General features: G+C 67.7%; 16 protein-coding genes. 5 read left to right on the forward strand and 11 right to left on the reverse strand.

What is annotated here, in order from left to right:
* Positions 1–205: 205 nt before the first annotated feature.
* A complete protein-coding gene (locus ACEU5R_RS10410) occupies positions 206–655 on the reverse strand; it encodes a thioesterase family protein (protein ID WP_103273172.1) in 450 nt (149 codons plus the stop codon).
* A gap of 112 nt (positions 656–767) precedes the next feature.
* Between ACEU5R_RS10410 and ACEU5R_RS10415 the strand changes: the two genes are divergently transcribed.
* The 4 genes from ACEU5R_RS10415 (at position 768) to ACEU5R_RS10430 (ending at position 4,846) form a co-directional block, all read left to right on the forward strand.
* Complete coding sequence (locus ACEU5R_RS10415; protein WP_199770994.1) at positions 768–2,414, forward strand: electron transfer flavoprotein-ubiquinone oxidoreductase; 1,647 nt, start codon at positions 768–770, stop codon at positions 2,412–2,414.
* Positions 2,415–2,416: 2 nt separating this feature from the next.
* Positions 2,417–3,262, forward strand: coding sequence for an NAD-dependent epimerase/dehydratase family protein (locus tag ACEU5R_RS10420; protein WP_103273170.1), 846 nt, complete (start codon positions 2,417–2,419; stop codon positions 3,260–3,262).
* Between the two features lie 142 nt (positions 3,263–3,404).
* Entirely contained in the window at positions 3,405–4,505 is a 1,101-nt protein-coding gene (locus ACEU5R_RS10425) for a cytochrome (RefSeq protein WP_392410086.1), read from the forward strand.
* On the forward strand, positions 4,502–4,846 hold the full coding sequence (locus ACEU5R_RS10430; protein ID WP_103273168.1) for an antibiotic biosynthesis monooxygenase: 345 nt from the start codon (positions 4,502–4,504) through the stop codon (positions 4,844–4,846). Before ACEU5R_RS10425 ends, ACEU5R_RS10430 begins: the two co-directional genes overlap by 4 nt.
* Before the next feature lie 56 nt (positions 4,847–4,902).
* Here the strand turns inward: ACEU5R_RS10430 and ltaE are convergent, their stop codons facing one another.
* The 6 genes from ltaE to ACEU5R_RS10460 all read right to left on the reverse strand — a co-directional run bounded on the left by ltaE (position 4,903) and on the right by ACEU5R_RS10460 (position 12,937).
* Positions 4,903–5,913 carry a low-specificity L-threonine aldolase gene (ltaE, locus tag ACEU5R_RS10435; protein WP_392410087.1) on the reverse strand — a complete coding sequence of 337 codons (1,011 nt, stop codon included), beginning with the start codon at positions 5,911–5,913 and terminating at the stop codon, positions 4,903–4,905.
* A gap of 78 nt (positions 5,914–5,991) precedes the next feature.
* Positions 5,992–6,876, reverse strand: a complete 885-nt coding sequence (locus tag ACEU5R_RS10440) for a DMT family transporter (RefSeq protein ID WP_392410088.1) — start codon at positions 6,874–6,876, stop codon at positions 5,992–5,994.
* Positions 6,877–7,043: 167 nt separating this feature from the next.
* Positions 7,044–9,023 (reverse strand): acetate--CoA ligase, encoded by a 1,980-nt coding sequence (gene acs, locus ACEU5R_RS10445; protein ID WP_103273165.1) that lies wholly within the window; start codon positions 9,021–9,023, stop codon positions 7,044–7,046.
* Positions 9,024–9,300: 277 nt separating this feature from the next.
* Complete coding sequence (locus ACEU5R_RS10450) at positions 9,301–10,647, reverse strand: MFS transporter (RefSeq protein ID WP_392410089.1); 1,347 nt, start codon at positions 10,645–10,647, stop codon at positions 9,301–9,303.
* Positions 10,644–11,051: a heme-binding protein gene (locus ACEU5R_RS10455; protein WP_103273163.1), complete on the reverse strand. Its 408-nt coding sequence runs from the start codon at positions 11,049–11,051 to the stop codon at positions 10,644–10,646. Before ACEU5R_RS10455 ends, ACEU5R_RS10450 begins: the two co-directional genes overlap by 4 nt.
* Positions 11,048–12,937, reverse strand: a complete 1,890-nt coding sequence (locus tag ACEU5R_RS10460) for a propionate--CoA ligase (RefSeq protein ID WP_392410091.1) — start codon at positions 12,935–12,937, stop codon at positions 11,048–11,050. Before ACEU5R_RS10460 ends, ACEU5R_RS10455 begins: the two co-directional genes overlap by 4 nt.
* A 293-nt stretch (positions 12,938–13,230) precedes the next feature.
* On the opposite strand from ACEU5R_RS10460, the gene ACEU5R_RS10465 reads away from it, so the two are divergent.
* Positions 13,231–13,896, forward strand: coding sequence for a C40 family peptidase (locus tag ACEU5R_RS10465; protein WP_199770993.1), 666 nt, complete (start codon positions 13,231–13,233; stop codon positions 13,894–13,896).
* Between the two features lie 182 nt (positions 13,897–14,078).
* Here ACEU5R_RS10465 and ACEU5R_RS10470 read toward each other — a convergent pair whose 3' ends face one another.
* The 4 genes from ACEU5R_RS10470 to ACEU5R_RS10485 all read right to left on the reverse strand — a co-directional run bounded on the left by ACEU5R_RS10470 (position 14,079) and on the right by ACEU5R_RS10485 (position 18,665).
* Complete coding sequence (locus ACEU5R_RS10470) at positions 14,079–14,408, reverse strand: DUF2325 domain-containing protein (RefSeq protein ID WP_103273160.1); 330 nt, start codon at positions 14,406–14,408, stop codon at positions 14,079–14,081.
* Positions 14,409–14,622: 214 nt separating this feature from the next.
* Positions 14,623–15,567, reverse strand: a complete 945-nt coding sequence (locus tag ACEU5R_RS10475) for a CysB family HTH-type transcriptional regulator (protein WP_103273159.1) — start codon at positions 15,565–15,567, stop codon at positions 14,623–14,625.
* Between the two features lie 289 nt (positions 15,568–15,856).
* Positions 15,857–17,350, reverse strand: a complete 1,494-nt coding sequence (locus ACEU5R_RS10480; RefSeq protein ID WP_103276359.1) for a CoA-acylating methylmalonate-semialdehyde dehydrogenase — start codon at positions 17,348–17,350, stop codon at positions 15,857–15,859.
* 97 nt (positions 17,351–17,447) lie between these two features.
* Positions 17,448–18,665 (reverse strand): ABC transporter substrate-binding protein, encoded by a 1,218-nt coding sequence (locus ACEU5R_RS10485; RefSeq protein ID WP_212315248.1) that lies wholly within the window; start codon positions 18,663–18,665, stop codon positions 17,448–17,450.
* Between the last annotated feature and the right edge of the window lie 36 nt (positions 18,666–18,701).

Below are 18,701 nucleotides of genomic sequence, written 5' to 3' on the forward strand. Positions count from 1 at the left end.
CCGGGGGGGGGCCGCGGCCGGGGGGGGGGCGGGGCGGGGCCGGGCCCTGTCTTTTCCTGGAGCGCGGCCATCGGCCCGGTTCCGGCGCGACTGCCTGCCGGAACGCGGCGCCTGGCGATGGCGCGCCCTTTATTGCTATTGTGATCCTGCGCCAGATTCTACCGGCTTGGCCGGTGAATGCGCGCAGGGAAAGCCCGGACGCGCCTCAGGCCGCCGGCTGGAACTGCGTGGCCATCTTGGCCAACACTTCAGGCGGCCACGGGGCGGACGTATTGGCCACGTAATCCATCCAGACCAGCACATTGCGGCCGCGCGCGTAGGGGCCGGCATCGTCGCCGACCTTTTCCAGCAGCAGTTCGAATTCGGCGCTGGAACGGCCGATGCGGGTCACGGTATGGGTCACTCGCACGGTGGCCGGATAGGTCAGCGGGCGCAGGAAATCGCAGGACGCGTGCGCCAGGATGGCGCCGTCGTTGGCCGGCAATTCGAAGCCCGCGTCATACAGGATGCGCATGCGCGCCTCTTCCATGAGACGGAAATACAGCGTGTTGTTGAGATGGTTGAGCGCGTCCGAATCGCCCCAACGCAGGGGCAGATCCACCTGGTGGGTATCGCCCACCGCAAGAATCCGCGCAGACAGCGTGTCCGGGTTCACCAATTACTCCTGATGGCTATAGGAAATGCGAAGGCGGCACCGCCTCCGGCTGCAATACAATCGTTGATAATACTTCCAGCCATACATGGGATACATACGGGGAGCTTTGCAAATGTCTGAACGCGAGTCGATGGAATATGACGTGGTCGTGGTCGGTGGCGGACCTGCCGGCCTGGCCACCGCCATCCGCCTGAAGCAGCTGGCCGCCGACAAAGGCCAGGAAATCGGCGTCTGCGTCCTGGAGAAAGGCGCCGAACTGGGCGCGCACACGCTGTCCGGCGCGGTCATGGATCCGCTGGCCCTGACCGAGCTCATCCCCGACTGGAAGGAAAAGGGCGCGCCGCTGACCGTGCCGGTCACGCAGGACAAGTTCATGTTCCTGAGCGAGACCGGCGCCCGCGTCACGCCCAACTGGCTGCTGCCGCCCTGTTTCCACAATGAAGGCAACTACATCGTCCGCCTGGGCGAGGTGGTCAAGTGGATGGGCGAACAGGCCGAGGCGCTGGGCGTGGACATCTTCCCCGGCTTCGCCGCGGTCGAAGTGCTGTACGACGAACAGGGCGCCGTGCGCGGCGTGGCCACCGGCGACATGGGCGTGGCCCGCGACGGCAGCCACACCGACCACTACCAGCCCGGCATGGAGCTGCACGCGCGTTATACGGTGTTCGCCGAAGGCGCGCGCGGCCAGCTGGGCCGCCAGCTGATCGAGCGCTTCAAGCTCGACGACGGCCGCAACGCCCAGTCCTACGGCATCGGCATCAAGGAAATGTGGGAAGTCGATCCGGCCCAGTCCAAGCCCGGCCTGGTGATCCACACCGCCGGCTGGCCGCTGGACGCCGACACCTACGGCGGCTCCTTCCTCTATCACCTGGACAACAACCTGGTGGCGGTCGGCCTGATCGTCGGCCTGGACTACGCCAACCCGTGGCTGTCGCCGTTCGACGAGTTCCAGCGCTACAAGACCCACCCCGCCATCCGCGGCACCTTCGAAGGCGGCAAGCGCATCGCCTACGGCGCGCGCGCCATCACCGCGGGCGGCCTGCTGGCCCTGCCCAAGCTCACCGTGCCCGGCGGCGTACTGGTCGGCTGCGAGGCCGGCTTCCTCAACGCCTCGCGCATCAAGGGCAGCCATGCCGCCATCAAGACCGGCATGCTGGCCGCCGACGCCGCGTTCGACGCGGTGCAGGCCGACCGGCGCCAGGACGAGCTGTCCGCCTACCCGGCCGCGTTCAAGTCCTCCTGGCTGCACGAGGAACTGAACAAGGCGCGCAACTTCAAGCAGTGGTTCAAGAAGGGCCGCACCGTCGCCACCGTCATGACCGGCATCGAACAGCTGGTGCTCAAGGGCAACTTCCCCTGGACGCTGCGCAACAGCAAGCCCGACCACGCCAGCCTGCAGCCGGCCTCGCAGTGCGCGCGCATCGATTACCCCAAGCCCGACGGCAAGCTCACGTTCGACAAGCTCAGCTCGGTGTTCATCTCGAACACCAACCATGACGAGAACGAGCCGGTGCACCTGACGCTGAAGGATCCGGCGGTGCCGGTGCAGGTCAACCTGGCCAAGTACGGCGGCCCGGAATCGCGCTACTGTCCGGCCGGCGTGTACGAGTTCGTCAAGGACGACCACGGCGACGACCGCCTGCAGATCAACGCGCAGAACTGCGTGCACTGCAAGACCTGCGACATCAAGGATCCCACCCAGAACATCGTCTGGGTCGCCCCGCAGGGCGGCGAAGGCCCCGTCTACAGCGGCATGTGAGCATGGCCGAGCGCGCGCTGCTCATCGGCTGCGGCGACCTGGGCCTGCGCGCCGCGCGGCGGCTGCGGGTCCAGGGCGTGGAAGTCCATGCCCTGCGGCGCCAGCCGCCCGCTGACGACGCGGACGGCATCGCCTGGCTGCGCGGCGACATCTCGCGGCCCGACGGCATCCCCGTCCTGCCCGCCGGCATCACCCGCCTGATCTTCCTGCCCGCCCCCGGCGCGCGCGACGAAGCCGTCTATCGCGGCGTGTTCGTCGACGGGCTGCGCAATGTGCTCGCCGCGCTGGACGCCTCCCATCTGCAACGCATCGTGTTCGTGTCGTCCAGCGCCGTCTATGGCGAACACCGGGGCGGCTGGGTCGACGAGGACACGCCGCCCGCGCCGCAAGGCTTCAACGGCCGCATCCTGCTGGAAGCCGAGGCATTGCTGGCAGCCCGACCCGAATCCGCCACGGCGCTGCGACTGGCCGGCCTGTATGGCCCGGGCCGGCTGCAGCTGATCGAGCGGCTGCGTTCGGGCCAGGCCGGCGCGCCCGTCGAGCCCCCGCATTGGGCCAACCGCATCCACATCGATGACGCCGCCGCGGCCGTCGCGCATCTGGCCCTGCTGCCCGCCGTCGCGTCCGTGTACATCGGCTGCGACGATACGCCGCTGCCACTACACGAGCTGTACGCCGACCTGGCGCGCATCATCGGCGCGCCCGCGCCACGCATCGCCCCCGCGCCCGCCAATGTGGGCAGCAAGAAACTCAGCAACGCGCGGCTGCGCGCCAGCGGCCTGCGTCTGCAGTGGCCGGACTCGCGGCCCGGCTATGCGGCGCTGCTGGCCGACAACGGACGCGCCTGAATCCTCGTCCCGCGCGCCATGCCCTGGCGCGCACGGCTCGTCCAGTGTTCGCTTGCAAGCGCATGCATGGTTCGTTCCCCATCGAATCATGGCCCGTGACGAACCGGGATACTGGCGGCTCGTTCCATCACGAGCCCGCGCCATGCCGCCCACCGATCCCATCGCCGCCGTCACCCACGCCGATCCCTATCCCTACTATGCCGCGCTGGCGCGCGAGCGTCCGCTGTACCGCGACGACACGCTGAACCTGTGGGTCGCCAGCAGTCCGCAGGCCATCGCGCAGGTGCTCGCGCATCCCGCCGCCCGCGTCCGGCCGCCCGCCGAACCCGTGCCGCGCGGCCTGTGCCCCGGCCCCGCCGGCGCGCTGTTCGGCCGCTTTGTCCGGATGAATGACAGCGCAGAACACGCCAGGCTCAAGACGCTGCTGCGCGCCTATATCGACAGCCAGCCCGCGCCGGACCTGAACGGCGCCTGGCCGCTGCCGCGCATCGACGCGGCCGGCGTGGACCGCTACCTGACGCTCGCGCCGGTGTATGCGCAGGCGGCCTTCATGGGCCTGCCGCCGGACGTGCACGGCACATGCGCAGCCGACATCGCGGACTTTATCGCGGCGCTGCCCGCCACGGCCGACGCCGCGCGCATCGAACGCGCCCACCGCGCCGCCGAGCGCCTGCAGGCGCGCATGCTGGCCTATCTGCACGCGCCCCAGGCCGGCGAAACGCTGCGCCGGCTGCGGCAGGACTGCGCCCAGGCCGGCATCGGCATGGACCTGCTGGCCGCCAATCTGGCCGGGCTGCTGTTCCAGTCCTGCGAAGCCGGCGCGGCCCTGCTCGGCAATGCGCTGGTGCTGGCTGGCCGGCGCGGCCTGCGGCGGGCGCCGCCCCCGGACGCGGCGCGCGAACTGGTCGCCGAAACGCTGCGCATTGATCCGCCGATACACAACACCCGACGCTTCCTGGCCGACGAGATCAACGTCGACGGCCAGCGCATCGCCGCCGGGCAGACCGTGCTGCTGGTGCTGGCCGCCGCCGCCCTCGCGCAACCCGACACACCCTGGACCTTTGGCGCGCTGGGCCACGCCTGTCCCGGCCAGGACCTGGCGCGCCGCGATGCGGCGGGCGCGCTGGCCCATCTGCTGCGCGCCGGCGCCGACGCGCCCGCCCTGGCCGCGCGCCATCGCTACCGGCCGCTGCCCAACGCCCGCCTTCCCCTGTTTGACTGCGCCAAGGACGCACACCCATGATCGCCGTGATCTTCGAAGTCGAACCCGCCCAGGGCGATCCCAAGCCCTATCTGGACATCGCCGCCACCCTGATCGACGAGCTGAAGGCCATCGACGGCTTCATTTCCGTCGAGCGCTTCCAGAGCCTGAGCACGCCGGGCAAGCTGCTGTCGCTGTCGTTCTGGCGCGATGAGGATGCGGTGCGCCGCTGGCGCTCACTGGAATCGCACCGCCGCGCGCAAGCGGCCGGCCGCGGCGGCGTGTTCCAGGACTATCGGCTGCGCGTGGCGCAGGTGCTGCGGGACTATGGCATGGCGCGGCGCGACGAAGCCCCGGGCGACAGCCGCGAACGGCACGGCTGAAGCGGCTCGTCAGGCTCGCTTGACGCCACGCGCGCGGCCATCCGAGTCTGTCGGTCTCAGGCCAGATGCCGCGCCACCGAGGCCACCACGCGCCGCACGTCGTCGGCCGACACGTCCAGGTGCGTCACCAGCCGCGTCGAGCCGCCGTAGACGGCGCGCATCAGAATGCCGTCCGCCGCCACGCCCGCGTTCAGCGCGTCGCAGCGCGACGGCTCGAACTCGACGAACACCATGTTCGTATCCTGCGACAGCACCCGCAGGCCCGCGATGCCGCGCAGCCCCTCGGCCAGCAGGCGCGCATGCTCATGATCCTGCGCCAGCCGTTCGACGTTGTGCTCCAGCGCGTACAGGCAGGCGGCCGCCAGCACGCCGGATTGGCGCAAGCCGCCGCCCAGCATCTTGCGCCAGCGCAGCGCGCGCTCGATCAAGGCGCGGCTGCCGACCAGCACCGAGCCCACGGGCGCGCCCAGCCCCTTGGAAAAACAGAGGGAAACCGTGTCGAACGGCGCGCACAGCTCGGCCAGCGGCCGGCCGCTGGCGACGGCGGCATTGAACACGCGCGCCCCGTCCAGATGCACGCCCAGGCCCAGCCCGCGCGCCCAGGCGCTGGCGGCCTCGATATACGTGGCGGGAATCAGCTTGCCGTGGAAGGTGTTCTCCAGCGCCAACAGGCGCGTGCGCGCGTAGTGCGGATCGCCCTTGGGCTTGACGGCCTCGGCCAGCCGCTCGAGCGGCAGCGTACCGTCCGCGGCATGCTCGATGGGCTGGGGCTGGATGCTGCCCAGCACCGCCGCGCCGCCGCCCTCGTAGCGGTAGGTGTGCGCGAGCTGCCCCACCAGGTATTCGTCGCCGCGCTCGCAATGCGCCATCAGCGCGGCCAGGTTGCTTTGCGTGCCGGACGGGAAGAACAGGCCCGCCTCCTTGCCGGCGCGCTCGGCCACGGCCGCCTGCAGGCGGTTGACGCTGGGATCGTCGCCCATCACGTCGTCGCCGACCGGCGCGGCCATCATGGCCTGGAGCATGGCGGCCGTAGGCCGGGTGACGGTGTCGCTGCGCAAATCAATCATGGAAACAACCTTCGTGCGTGATGCGGATTCGGAAAAAACAACAGCGCCGCGACGGAAGCCTTCAACGCGGCGGGAGGTTCATTGCCTGCCCGGCAGCGCGGCGCGGCTCACGACCCAGATGCCGGCCAGGATCAGCGCCATGCCCGCCAGCTCGGCGCCGCCGGGCCGCTCGGACAGCAGCGCCCAGGCCAGCAGCATGGCCACCACCGGCACGCCCAGGCTGGACAGGCCCGCGATGGACGCGGGCACCCGGCGCACCACCTGCAACCACAGCAGCCAGCCGGCCGCCGTGGCGATGAACACGATGTAGATCATGCCCAGCGACAGCTGCCAGCCCCATTGCGCCGGAATCTGCGGCACCATCCAGGCCACCGGCGCCATGACCAGCCCGCCCAGCAGCATCTGCCAGGCGGTGAACACCATCACGTCGGGGCGATGGCGCTCGAACATGCGCTTGGACAGCACCGTGCCCACGCCCCAGCACAATCCACTGCCCAGTCCCAGCAGCACGGGCTTGATATCGCCCAACCCGTTCCAGGGCTCGACGAAACAGACCAGGCCGATCGCCGCCAGCCCGATGCCGGCGGCATGCCGGACGGTGGGACGCTCGCGCAGCAGCCACCAGGCGAACAGCACCACCCAGAAGGGCATGGTGTAGGCCATCAGCGACACCTTGCCGACGCCGCCCGAGACCAGCGCGGTCTGGACGAAGCCCTGGAATCCGGCCGTCTGCGTCAGCCCGATCAGCAGCGTCAGCCCCCAGGGCGGCATGGCCAGCGGCCGGCGCGTGGCCAGGGCCAGCACGAACAGCACGACGGCGCCGGTCACATAGCGCAGCGCCACGAAGTCGAAGGGGCCGATGTACGGCACGATCAGCTTCATCGCGATCCAGCTGCCCGCCCATACAAGGATGGTGCTCAACATCAGGGCCAGGCCGGCACGATCGAAACTGCTGCGGTTCACTGCGGGGACTCCAGGTGGATGGGGATCGGAAAACAAAGACGCCCGTAACGGATACCGTTACGGGCGTCTGCCATTATGCTCCCGGCGCGCGGCGCGGGCCGCCGTGCCCGCCCGCCGTTTCGTCCACGATGCGGACGGGCGGCGGGCAGGATCGGAAGGCATCGGATCTACAGCGACTTGGCCAATTGATCCAGGATGGCGGGGTTTTCCAGCGTGGACACGTCCTGGGTGATTTCCTCGCCCTTGGCGACCACGCGCAGCAGGCGGCGCATGATCTTGCCGGAGCGCGTCTTGGGCAGGTTGTCGCCGAAGCGGATGTCCTTGGGCTTGGCGATGGGACCGATCTCCTTGGCCACCCAGTCGCGCAGCTGCTTGGCGATGGCCTGCGCCTCTTCGCCCTCGGGCCGCGCGCGCTTGAGCACCACGAAAGCCACCACGGCTTCGCCGGTGGTGTCGTCGGGACGACCCACCACCGCGGCCTCGGCGACCAGTTCATGCGCCACCAGCGCCGACTCGACTTCCATCGTGCCCAGGCGGTGGCCCGAGACGTTCAGCACGTCGTCGATGCGGCCCATGATCCAGAAATAGCCGTCGGCGTCGCGCTGAGCGCCGTCGCCCGCTAGGTAGTAGCCGCGCAGCTCGGACGGGAAGTAGCTCTTCTTGAAGCGCTCGGGGTCGCCCCAGATGTTGCGGATCATCGCGGGCCAGGGGCGCTTGATGACCAGGAAGCCGCCATTGCCCTGTTCGACATCGGCGCCGGTCTCATCGACGATGGCCGCGGCGATGCCCGGCAGCGGCAGCGTGCAGGAGCCCGGCTTGGCCGGCGTGGCGCCCGGCAGCGGCGTGATCATGTGGCCGCCGGTCTCGGTCTGCCACCAGGTGTCGACGATGGGGCAACGCTCGCGGCCGATCTGTTTGTGATACCACATCCAGGCTTCGGGATTGATCGGCTCGCCCACCGTGCCCAGGATGCGCAGCGAATCCAGGTCGTAGTTGCGCGGATGGGCCTCGGGCGTGGCCTCGGCGGCCTTGATCAGCGAACGGATGGCGGTCGGCGCGGTGTAGAAGGTGGTGACCTTGTGGCGCGCGATCATGTCCCAGAAGCGGCCGGCGTTCGGGTACGTGGGCACGCCCTCGAACACGACCTGGGTCAGGCCGGCGGCCAGCGGGCCGTAGGTGATGTAGGTATGGCCAGTGACCCAGCCCACGTCGGCCGTGCACCAGTAGACGTCGTCCTTGCGGGCGTCGAAGGTCCACTTGACGGTCAGCAGGGCCCACAGCAGGTAGCCCGCCGACGAATGCTGCACGCCCTTGGGCTTGCCGGTGGAACCCGAGGTGTAGAGGATGAACAGCGGATGCTCGGCGTTGACCGGCACCGGCTCGCAGGTATCGGGCTGGCCGGCCTCGACGTCGTGCATCCACAGGTCGCGGCCTTCGGTCCACTGGATCTTGCCGCCCGTGCGGCGGTACACGATCACCTTGCTGACAGCCTCGCAGCCGCCCATGGCGATGGCTTCCTCGACCGCCGGCTTGAGCGGGATGACCTTGCCGCCGCGCACCTGCTCGTCGGCCGTGATGACGACCGTGGCGCCGACGTCGCCGATGCGCTCCTGCAGGCTCTTGGCCGAGAAGCCGCCGAACACCACGGAGTGGGTCACGCCCAGGCGCGCGCAGGCCTGCATGGCGACCACCGCCTCGATCGACATGGGCATGTAGATGATGGCGCGGTCGCCCTTCTTGTAGCCCAGCTTGGCCAGGCCATTGGCGAAGCGGCACACGCGGGCCAGCAGTTCGCGGTAGGTGACGCGGTCGACCTTGCCGTCGTCGGCTTCGAAAATGATGGCGGTCTTGTCGGCGTTGCCATTGGTCAGGTGCACGTCCAGACAGTTGGCCGATACGTTCAGCTCGCCGTCGCCGAACCAGCGGTAGAACGGGGCGTCGGACTCATCCAGCACCTGGGTGAAGGGCTTGGTCCACTTCAGGTTGGCGCGGGCCTGGCCGGCCCAGAATCCGTCAAAGTCGTTCTCGACCTGGGCGCACAGTTCCTTGTAGGCGTCCATGCTCGGGATCGAGGCGCCTTGCGAAGCGCGCTCGGGCGGCGGAAAGACCCGGGTTTCCACCAGGACGGACTCAATGGCATTCGACATGATCTTTGTCTCCAATCGGTGATTCTGTTGTTGATGCTGCTCTTTTTCTGCTCACCCGCAACCGTATCGCCACGCTCTTACGGGCACCTTACGCAAAATGCGGGCCGGAACTCGCGCCCGGACCGGCATGGCCGCGAACGCGCGAGGCGGGGAGTGCGAAAAGGACTGGCGGCATCGACAAGCGACAGCTTATGCGCAACTGTGCCCGGCGGCGTCGCCGGGCACAGTTCGTAAGGATAGCAGCCGCGGCGCCCCGATGTGGCGCCGATGGCGTCGCTCAGGCGGCGGCGCCCTGCTCCCGGCGCGCCAGGCCGCGCGCCATGTCCACGCGCGACAGCAGCGCCAGGCCGCCGACGAAGAACAGCCCGGTCACCAGGATCGCGAGCCGGTGGTTGCCATCGGTGGCCCAGGTCACCAGGCCGTAGGTCAGTGGCCCGATCACGGCGGCCAGCTGCACGGCGAAGGTCCACAGCGAAAAGAATTCCGCCAGGCGGCCGGCCGGCGCCAGCGCCCCCGTCATGGCGCGGCCCGCGCTCTGCGTGGTGCCCATGCACAGGCCGGCCAGCGTGGCCGCGATCCAGAACACCGGCGCGGTCACGGCCGCATAGGCCACCAGCACCATCAGGATCCAGCCGCACAGCGTGATGGCCAGCGCGCGCTTGTGGCCGATGCGATCCTGCACGTAACCGAACGAGAAGGCGCCGGCCGCGGCGCCGATGTTCACGGTGAAGACCAGCAGCATGATCTGCGGCGTGGTGAAGCCCATCACTTCCGAGGCATACACCGCCGACAGCGTGATCACCACCGAGATACCGGCCTGATAGCACGCGATGCACATCAACAGCCGGCGGAACTCCGGAAAGTGCGTGCCCGTCTCGCGCCAGGCATAGGCCAGCCGCCGCAGCAGATCCATGGCGGGCTGCGCCTGGCCCGGACGCGCGCGCTCGCGCAGCAGGAAAAAGGACGGCAGGGCGGCCAGCGCGAACACCGAGCAGGTGACCACGATGACCCAGGGCACGAAATGCTCGGCGGTCATGCCGCGGGCCTCGGCCTGCGTCACCACGACCAGCGACAGCCCCAGCGTCAGCATGCCGCCGCAATAGCCGAAGCTCCAGCCCCAGCCCGACACGCGCCCCAGCGCGGCGGGCCTGGCCAGTTCCGGCAGGAACGCCGCGACCACGGATTCGCCCACGCAATAGCAGTAGTTCGAAATGACGATGGCGACCAGCGCCAGCCAGACATCGCCCGGCCCGGCCTGGGTCAGCGCCAGCGTGGCGCCGACGCAGCCGACGGTGCTGGCGAACAGCAGCCGCCGCTTGGCCGCGCGCGCGTCGGCGCGGGCGCCCAGCGTCGGCATGGTCAGCATGATGAGCAGGTAGGACAGCGACAGCGCCGCCGTCCAGGCCAGCGTGGCCCAGGACGCACGCGCCCCCACCACACCGACGAAATAGGTGCTGAACACCGCCGTGAGGATGACGGTGGTGTAGCCGGAATTGGCGAAGTCATACATGGCCCAGGCCCAGACCTCGCGCTTGGCCACGCCGGGATTCAGGAGGCTGTCTCCCCCCGTATCCACGGCGCCGGAACCGCCCTGCGGCGGTTCCGTATTGCGGCTGTCGCTCATAGTCCCAGGGCGGCGATGCCGGCCTGGGCGATCTGGGCGTCCTCGCTGGACTTCACGCCCGACACGCCGACGGCGCCGACCACATGGCCATCGGCCACGACCGGCACGCCGCCTTCCAGCATGCCTTCGAGCAGCGGCGCCGACAGGAAGGAATAACGGCCGTTGTTGATGATCTCTTCGTACACGCGCGACTCGCGGCGGCCCAGCGCGGCGGTCTTGGCCTTGGCCGGCGCGATGTGCGAGGAGATCGGCGCCGCCCCGTCCAGGCGCAGCATGCCCAGCAGGTGACCGCCGTCGTCCGACACGGCGATGGTCACCGCCCACTTGTTCTGCAGGGCATGGGCTTCGGCCGCGGCCAGGATCTTCTTGACGTCTTCGGCGCTCAGCACGGGTTTGGTGTTCATTGCAGCGATTCCTTAATCTGTTCCAGGGCGGTGGGATCTTCTATGGTGGTCAGGTCTCCGGGATCGCGTCCCTCGCACACGGCGACGATCGCGCGCCGCAGCACCTTGCCCGACCGGGTCTTGGGCAGCGCGCCCACGAACCGGATCCTGGCCGGCTTCGCCACGGCTCCCAGCTGATCTTCCACCAGCCGCATGATATCGCCTTCCAGTTGCCGCGCGCCCTCCTGCGTCTCGGCGCCGGCGGGATTCTTCAGCACGGCGAAGGCCATGGCCACCTGCCCCTTGAGCGCGTCGGCCACGCCGACCACGGCGCACTCGGCGATGGCCGCGTGGCTGTTGACGGATTCCTCGATCTCGCGCGTGCCCAGGCGATGGCCGGCCACGTTGATGACGTCGTCGGTGCGGCCCAGGATGAACCAGTAGCCGTCCTCGTCCACCAGCCCCCAGTCGAAGGTCGAATAGGCCAGGCGGCCGGGGATGGACGTGAAATAGGTCTGGACGAAGCGCTCGTCGTCGCCCCAGATCGTGGACATCGCGCCCGGCGGCAAGGGCGGCATGATGGCGACCACACCCTTCTGGTCGGGACCGAGATCCTCGCCCGTGGTCTCGCTGACGATGCGGGCGTCAAAGCCATACACCGGGAACGAGGGACTGCCGAAACGCGTCGGCACGCTTTCCACGCCGGGCTGGGCCGACAGGATCGGCCAGCCCGATTCGGTCTGCCAGTAGTTGTCGATGATGGGCTTGCCCAGACCCTGGGAGATCCATTGCGCGGTGGGCTCGTCCAGCGGTTCGCCGGCCAGGTACACGGCGCGCAGCGAAGACAGGTCGTGCTTTTTCAGCAGGGCCGGATCCTGGCGCTTGAGCACGCGCACCGCGGTCGGCGCCGAGAACAGCGTGTTGACCCGGTACTTTTCCACCAGCTTCCACAGGATGGCGCCGTCCGGCCGCACCGGCGTGCCTTCGTACAGGATGGTGGCCTGGCCGCCGATCAGCGGGCCATAGATGATGTACGAGTGCCCCACCACCCAGCCGATGTCGCTGGTGCAGAAGTACGTGTCGCCCGGCTTGCCGTTGAACAGGTACTCCATGGAAGAAGCCAGCGCCACGGCATAGCCGCCGGTGTCGCGCTGCACGCCCTTGGGCTTGCCGGTCGTGCCTGACGTGTACAGGATATAGCTGGGTTCGGACGACTCCAGCCAGGCCACCGGCACCCGCGCGCCCTGATGCCGGGCGCGCAGCGTGGCGTAGTCCAGGTCGCGCCCCGCCACCGGCTCGAAGGGCGCAAGCCCACGGTCGAACACCACCACGGCGGCCGGCGGGGTCTTGCACAGGCCCAGGGCCCGGTCCAGCAGCGGCTTGTAGGGCACGACCTTGCCCGCGCGCGAACCGCCGTCGGTGCACACGATCACCTTGGGCGCGGCATCGTCGATGCGCTGCGCCAGGTTGACCGAGGCGAAGCCGCCGAACACCACCGAATGCACCGCGCCGATGCGGGCGCAGGCCAGCATGGTGAAGACGGCCTCCGGCACCATGGGCATGTACAGCAGGACGCGGTCGCCGCGTTCCACGCCCAGTTCCTTGAGCATGGCGGCGGCGGCGTTTACCTCTTCATAGACATCCTGGCGCGTGTAGATCCGTTCGCGGTCCACCTCGGTGGACACCCAGATCAGCGCCGGATCTTCCGCCTGCGTGGGCAGCCATCGGTCGACGGCGTTGTAACAGAGATTGCTCTTGCCGCCCACGAACCACTTGGCGAAGGGCGGCCGGGAGAAGTCCAGCACGGACTCGAACGGCGTTTCCCAATGCACCCGGCCGGCCTGCTCGCGCCAGAAAGCGTCCCGGTCGTGTATCGATCGGTAATGGAAATCCCTGGTTTTTTGCATGGTTGTCTCCTGTTATCGTGCATACGCCTTTTGGCTGATTGCTTTTTGCTTCAAGCTTTTGGGTCATTCTGGTGGGCAAACCTTGCACGAGGCTTGCCGCAGGTCAAAAAATTCTGCCACGCGTCTACGCCGCACGGGCGCCGGGCTGGTTACAGTAACGAACCAGTCTTAAAAGTTTGGTAGAATCCCCGCGAAGTTGTAGACAACATAACGTTGATTCGCTGTATTTATCAGCCGATTTCCGCGCTTTTGCGCGCAATCGACGCTAAACGCAGTGCATCTTCCCCAGGCGAATGCATCGACACTCCGTAAGCTCGCGACTCAATTCATCCACTGGCCAGGCAATCCGACGTATCCGGTTGCTGGCCCTGGCGGCATGCGTCGCGGGTTTGGCGGGTTGTGCAAGCACCAGTCAGAAGTCAACCGCCCATACGTCCGAGATCGATCCCTACGAGACGGAATGGGTCGCCACGGCCGATGATCCCATCGGCATGCTGGTGGTGCAGAAGTTCAAGCGCGAACGCCGCCAGCAGGCCCAGACCGGCGTGGACAGCGACAACGCCCTGGTCAGCGAAGCCCTGACCTACCTGGGCATCCGCTATCGCTTCGGCGGCAACTCCCCCGACACCGGTTTCGATTGCAGCGGCCTGGTTTCGTACACCGCCCAGCGTTCGCTCGGCCTGAAGCTGCCCCGCAACGCCGCCGAGATCGCCCAGCACGGCACCTCGATCAACAAGAACGAGCTCAAGGCCGGCGACCTGGTCTTCTTCAACACGCTGGGCCGCCGCTATTCGCACGTTGGCATCTACCTGGGTGACGACCGTTTCGTTCACTCCCCCAGCGCCGGCGGCGTGGTCCGCGTCGAGAACATGACCATGGCGTACTGGGCCAAGCGCTACAACGGCGCCCGCCGCCTGGACGACCACATGGTGGCCTCGGCCCGCGCGGCCTCCCGATAAGCCGACGCATGCCGCGCCCCTGCGGGTGACATGGCGGCAAGCACGAATACGAAAACGCCGCCGGACCCGAAAGTCCGGCGGCGTTTTGCATTTCTCTTCGCGGCGCTTCGCGCCGCAGGCCCGCAGGCCTCCCCAGTCTTGATCTATTGTCGGCTGATCGCCCGGCCGGAACCGCGTCGGAATCAGTGCACCGTGCCCGAGCCCGCGCGCGGGCACAGGCCGCATTGCTGCAATGCCTGCTGCATGCTGCAGACCGAGCGGCGACAAGCCACGACCCTGATGCCGCCGCGTTGCGCCGCGTTGCGGAAGGTCTTCATCACGTTGTGACCGAGGAAGTCGGTCAGCAGAATCACCAGCTGGGTGCCCGAGGGCAGTTGCAGCGTTTTCTTCTGATGCGAGGGATCCCGTCCGCTGATGTGATGCGTGATCGAGATATTGTGTCCCTTGAGCAAATCGGGAATGTTGCCGAGCCGGTCGGCGCCTACCACTACTGCACTCAGTCCTGCCGTCATGTTTAACCTCACTGGGTCGTTGAGACTGGATGTAATGATAATGATTCCTATCTTTTAGTCAACGCAAATGAGAGCCATTCTTATTTAATTATTTTTATGGACCAGCGCTTGCGGATAGTCGAGCGCCTCTGCCCCGACGCCCCCGCAGACAAAAAAGGCGCGGCACCTGACGGGGCCGCGCCTGATCCTCAGGGTCCGCCCGTCGGCGGACCACCTATTTCGGCGTGCCCTGCACCGCTTCCGTCACCACGGCGCGCGTCAGCGACGGCGCCAGCATCTCCAGGAAGGTGTAGACATAGTCGCGCAGGAACACGCCCGCCTTCACGCCCACGCGGGTGGTATGCGTGCCGAACAGATGCCCCACCGGCAGGCCGACCAGGTTGGAGTCGCGGCGCGGGTCATAGGCCACGCCGGCGATGATGCCGATGCCCAGGCCCACGTCGACATAGGTCTTGATCACGTCCGCGTCGATGGCTTCGAGCACGATGTCGGGATGGATGCCCTGGTTGGCGAAGATCTCGTCGATCGTGCTGCGGCCCGTGAAAGCGCGGTCATAGGTGACGATGGGGTACTCGGCCAGCTGCGCCAGCGACAGGCGCTTGGCGGCGCTGGAGGTCAGCTCGGTCAGCGGATGGTCGGGACGCACCACCACCGTGTGCTCCCAGGCGTACACCGGCAGCGTGGCCAGGCCCGGCGTCAGCGCCAGCGATTCGGTGGCCAATGCCAGATCGGCCTGCTCGTGCAGCACCATCTCGGCCAGCTGCGCCGGGCTGCCCTCGGCCAGCGAAAGGTGCACCTTGGGGAATTGCTTGCGGAAGGCCGGGATCACGCGCGGCAGCAGATAGCGCGCCTGGGTGTGGGTGCAGGCGATCACCAACCCGCCCTCGTCGCGACGCGCGAACTCGTCGCTGACCTTCTTCAGGTTGTCGACTTCGCGCATGATGCGGTCGATCACCTGCGACACCGCCAAACCGGGCTTGGTCAGCCCCTTGATGCGCTTGCCGTGCCGTTCGAAGATCTTGATGCCGAGTTCGTCCTCGAACTCGATGATGGCTTTCGATACCCCGGGCTGCGAGGTGTAGAGCATCCGGGCGGCTTCGGTCAGGTTGAAGTCGCGGCGGATGGTTTCACGCACAAAACGAAATTGCTGCAGGTTCATGAATTGGCCCCTGATAGACGGGCCAATTATAAGTAATAAGATAAGCTTTTTATATTACTTATCAATATAAGCTTAGGCACAACACGTCCCCGCTTATTCCTCCTCAAACCCAGCCCCCCTCAATCCAAGACGCCCCCCCCCAAGCGGGGCCACGCGGAGCCGGCTTTGCCGGTCCGCAGTGGCGCCCCCTTGAGGGGGAAGCGCGTAGCGCTTCGGGGGTGGGCCCTCCCCTCCGGTCCGCAGTGGCGCCCCCTGGGGGGAAGCGCGCAGCGCTTCGGGGGGACAGTCCTCAGCGCATGCTGATCGTCGTGTTGACGCTCTTGGTGTGCGCCGACCAGCGGGCCGTGACGGTCTTGGTCTGCGTCCAGAACTGCACCGCCTGCTTGCCGTTGGGGCCCAGGTCGCCCAGCTTCGACGCGCGCGAGCCCGTGAAGCTGAACCAGGCCACCGGCACGGGGATCGGCACGTTGATGCCCACCTGACCGACGTCGATGTTGTTCTGGAAGTAGCGCGCCGCGCCGCCGTCCTGGGTGAACAGCGCCACGCCGTTGCCGTTGGGGTTGCGGTTGATGAACTCGACCGCGTCCTCCAGCGTTTCCACGCCGACCACGCACAGCACAGGACCGAAGATCTCCTCGGTGTAGATGGTCATGTTTTCCTTCACGCCATCAAAGATCGTCGGGCCGACGAAGTTGCCCTGCTCGAAGCCGGCGACCTTGACGTTGCGGCCGTCCAGCAGCAGCTTGGCGCCTTCGTCCACGCCCTTCTGGATCAGGCTTTCGACGCGCTTCCTGGCGTTGGGCGAGACCAGCGGGCCCAGGTCGGCCTGGCGGTCGGTGCCCGAATTGACCTTGAGCTTCTTGGCGCGCTCGACGAAGTCGGGCAGCCAGTTGCGCGCGTCACCCACCAGCACGGCCACGGACGAGGCCATGCAGCGCTGGCCGGCGGCGCCGAAGGCGGCGCCCAACAGCTGGTTCAGCGCCACGTCCGGATCGGCGTCGGGCAGGACCACGCAGTGATTCTTGGCGCCCATCATCGACTGGCAGCGCTTGCCGGCGGCCGAGGCGCGGTTGTAGATCTCGGTGCCGACGCGGGTCGAGCCGATGAAGGACACCGCCTTGATGTCGGGATGCTCGCACAGGCCGTTGGCGATATCCGGACCGCCATGGACCACGTTCAGCACGCCCGGCGGCAGGCCGGCTTCCAGCGCCAGCTCCGCCAGGAACAGCGACGAGGTCGGATCCTGCTCGGACGGCTTGAGCACGAAGGTGTTGCCGCAGGCCACGGCGATGGGGAACATGAAGCAGGGCAGCATCACCGGGAAGTTGAACGCGGTGATGCCGGCGCACACGCCCAGCGGCTGAATCAGCGTGTAGACGTCGATGCCGGTGGCGGCGTTCTCGGCATATTCGCCCAGCTGCAGGTTGGCGATCGAGCAGGCGTGCTCGACCACTTCCAGGCCGCGGCCGACTTCGCCCTCGGCGTCGGGCAGGGTCTTGCCGTGCTCGCGCGTGATCATCTCGGCCAGCTTGGCGGTGTTGGCGCGCAGCAGGTCCTGGAACTTCAACATGACGCGCATGCGCGCGCCCTGCCCGGCGTTGCGCCAGGTCTTGAACGCTTCCTTGGAATTGGCCACCGCCAGGTCCAGTTCCTCGCGCGTGGCGAAGGGCACCTTGGCGACCACTTCCTGCGTGGCAGGATTGATCACGTCCCGCCATTCAGTGGTCTTGGACTGCACGAGCTTGCCGCCGATCATTAGCGGAACGTGGGGGACTTCACTCATTTGATGCTCCTCGGACTGCTTGTCGTTGCGGATCGGATCCGCGTTCATGAATCATTGCGCCGGACTCGGGCAACCAGGCCCGCGCCCGGCGCGCGGTTTACTTCTGGACCAGCGGGCAGGCCGAATCGGCCAGCGGCTGGAAGGCCTCGGCGGCCGGGATGGTCGCCACCAGCTTGGAATAATCCCAGCCGCCCTTGGATTCGGACGGCTTCTTCACTTCGTACAGGTACATATCGTGGATCACGCGGCCGTCCGGGCGGATCGAGGCGTTGCGCATGATCGGATCCTTGATGGGCAGCTCGCGCATCTTGTCGGCCACCACCTTGCCGTCGGTGCTGCCGCTGGCGGCGACCGCGCGCAGGTAGTGCAGCACGCTGGAATAGACGCCGGCCTGGGTCATGGTCGGCTTCAGGCCACGGAAGGCCTTCTCGAAGCGTCCCGACCACTGGCGCGTGGCGTCGTCATAGTCCCAGTAGAAGCCGTCCACGTAGGACAGGCCCTGGGCGGTGTCCAGCCCGAGCGCGCGCAGGTCGGACAGGAAGATCAGCAGCGACACCAGCCGCTGCCCGCCCGCCACGATGCCGAACTCGCCCGCCTGCTTGACCGCGTTGACCGTGTCCTGGCCGCCGTTGGCCAGCGCCACCACCTGCGCCTTGGAGCTCTGCGCCTGCAACAGATAGGACGCGAAATCAGGCGCGTTCAGCGGATGCCGCACGCTGCCCGCGACCGTGCCGCCCAGTGCCTGCACGGCCTTGGCGGTGTCGGCTTCCAGCGAATGGCCGAACGCGTAGTCCACGGTGACGAAGAACCAGGACTTGCCGCCCGCCTTCACCGTGGCCTTGGCGCCGCCGGCCGACTGCGAATAGGTGTCGAACATCCAGTGAAAGCCCAGCGGCGAGCATTCCTTGTTGGTCAGCGCCGTGGTGGCCGGACCCGAGAACATCACCACCTTGTTTTTCTCGCGGGCAATGCCCTGCACCGCCAGGGCGACGGCGGAGTTGGTCAGGTCGGCGATGGCGGTCACGCCGTCGCGGTCGAACCATTCACGCGCGCGGGCGGCGCCCACGTCGGCCTTGTTCTGGTTGTCGGCCGACACCAGCTCGATCTTCATGCCCTTGCATTCCGCGGCCAGGCAGTCGTCGATGGCCAATTGCGCAGCCGCCACCGAACCCGGTCCGCCCATGCCGGCATAGGTGCCCGACATGTCGGTCAAGATACCGATCTTCACTGGCGGCTTGTCCGCGGCCAGCGCCTGTGCCGTCAGAACGGCGCCCAGACACAGCCCTGCGGCCAGCCCGCGTGCATGCGATTTCATGGATTTGTCTCCTGAGTTGTTATGCGTTGTACGCCG

It is taken from the genome of Achromobacter sp. 413638 (assembly GCF_043119405.1).
Lineage (GTDB): Bacteria > Pseudomonadota > Gammaproteobacteria > Burkholderiales > Burkholderiaceae_B > Achromobacter.

Coding starts and splice junctions, on each gene's coding strand:
- ACEU5R_RS10425 (WP_392410086.1), top strand. CDS start 3,405: ATGCCGCCCACCGATCCCATCGCCGCCGTCACCCACGCCGATCCCTAT.
- acs (WP_103273165.1), bottom strand. CDS start 9,023: ATGTCGAATGCCATTGAGTCCGTCCTGGTGGAAACCCGGGTCTTTCCG.
- ACEU5R_RS10415 (WP_199770994.1), top strand. CDS start 768: ATGTCTGAACGCGAGTCGATGGAATATGACGTGGTCGTGGTCGGTGGC.
- ACEU5R_RS10450 (WP_392410089.1), bottom strand. CDS start 10,647: ATGAGCGACAGCCGCAATACGGAACCGCCGCAGGGCGGTTCCGGCGCC.
- ACEU5R_RS10485 (WP_212315248.1), bottom strand. CDS start 18,665: ATGAAATCGCATGCACGCGGGCTGGCCGCAGGGCTGTGTCTGGGCGCC.
- ACEU5R_RS10470 (WP_103273160.1), bottom strand. CDS start 14,408: ATGACGGCAGGACTGAGTGCAGTAGTGGTAGGCGCCGACCGGCTCGGC.
- ACEU5R_RS10475 (WP_103273159.1), bottom strand. CDS start 15,567: ATGAACCTGCAGCAATTTCGTTTTGTGCGTGAAACCATCCGCCGCGAC.
- ACEU5R_RS10430 (WP_103273168.1), top strand. CDS start 4,502: ATGATCGCCGTGATCTTCGAAGTCGAACCCGCCCAGGGCGATCCCAAG.
- ACEU5R_RS10455 (WP_103273163.1), bottom strand. CDS start 11,051: ATGAACACCAAACCCGTGCTGAGCGCCGAAGACGTCAAGAAGATCCTG.
- ACEU5R_RS10480 (WP_103276359.1), bottom strand. CDS start 17,350: ATGAGTGAAGTCCCCCACGTTCCGCTAATGATCGGCGGCAAGCTCGTG.
- ltaE (WP_392410087.1), bottom strand. CDS start 5,913: ATGATTGATTTGCGCAGCGACACCGTCACCCGGCCTACGGCCGCCATG.
- ACEU5R_RS10465 (WP_199770993.1), top strand. CDS start 13,231: ATGCATCGACACTCCGTAAGCTCGCGACTCAATTCATCCACTGGCCAG.
- ACEU5R_RS10460 (WP_392410091.1), bottom strand. CDS start 12,937: ATGCAAAAAACCAGGGATTTCCATTACCGATCGATACACGACCGGGAC.
- ACEU5R_RS10420 (WP_103273170.1), top strand. CDS start 2,417: ATGGCCGAGCGCGCGCTGCTCATCGGCTGCGGCGACCTGGGCCTGCGC.